Below are 626 nucleotides of genomic sequence, written 5' to 3' on the forward strand. Positions count from 1 at the left end.
GCATTGATGTTTATTTATCACCAGCAATTTGGTTTTTAAGCCTTGGTTTTATCGCAGCATTATTCCATAGGCTTAAGTTTGTTTATATACAGAAATATTTATAGGGGAAAGATTATGAGATCAGAATCAGCAGCAGTATATTCGTATTACGATTATTTATATAACAAAAATCTAAGAAAAGATGCTTTTAAAGAGCTATTTGACTTAGTTAAACAAATTAAAAAGACAAGATTTCAAAAATCAGATTATATATATATAGATGATTTAGAAATAGCTATAGCTAAAACATTGGCTATGTTTCAAGCTATCCCATTAGATAAGTACCTAAGCTCGCAAGGAGATTATGGTCACAATATCTTTCAAAGAAAGCTGTTAACTCATTATTTGAAGTCACTTACAGAACAAAAAGATGGACTTAAATTAGCGCCATGTGTATTTATTATTAGAGTTTTAGCATTAATGTTCTATGAAAAGGATAATATTGCTAATTTTCAGTATCGTATCAAGTATAAGGATATTGAAGAGAATATATCCAATCTAGAGCCAATCTTATACAAAAATAAATATCTATCATATTTTGATAAAGAAATGCCAGATGGTTCGATATTAATTTACCCACTTAATCA

The 626-nt window shown here is 28.1% G+C and carries 1 protein-coding gene; it reads left to right on the plus strand.

All coding sequences use genetic code 11. The features are described from left to right. Window positions 1-114: 114 nt before the first annotated feature. On the plus strand, window positions 115-626 hold a 512-nt coding region (locus tag DNK84_RS14005; protein WP_162902529.1), incomplete at its 3' end, for a hypothetical protein.

The organism is Facilibium subflavum (assembly GCF_003574485.1).
Taxonomy (GTDB): Bacteria; Pseudomonadota; Gammaproteobacteria; order Francisellales; family Francisellaceae; genus Facilibium; species Facilibium subflavum.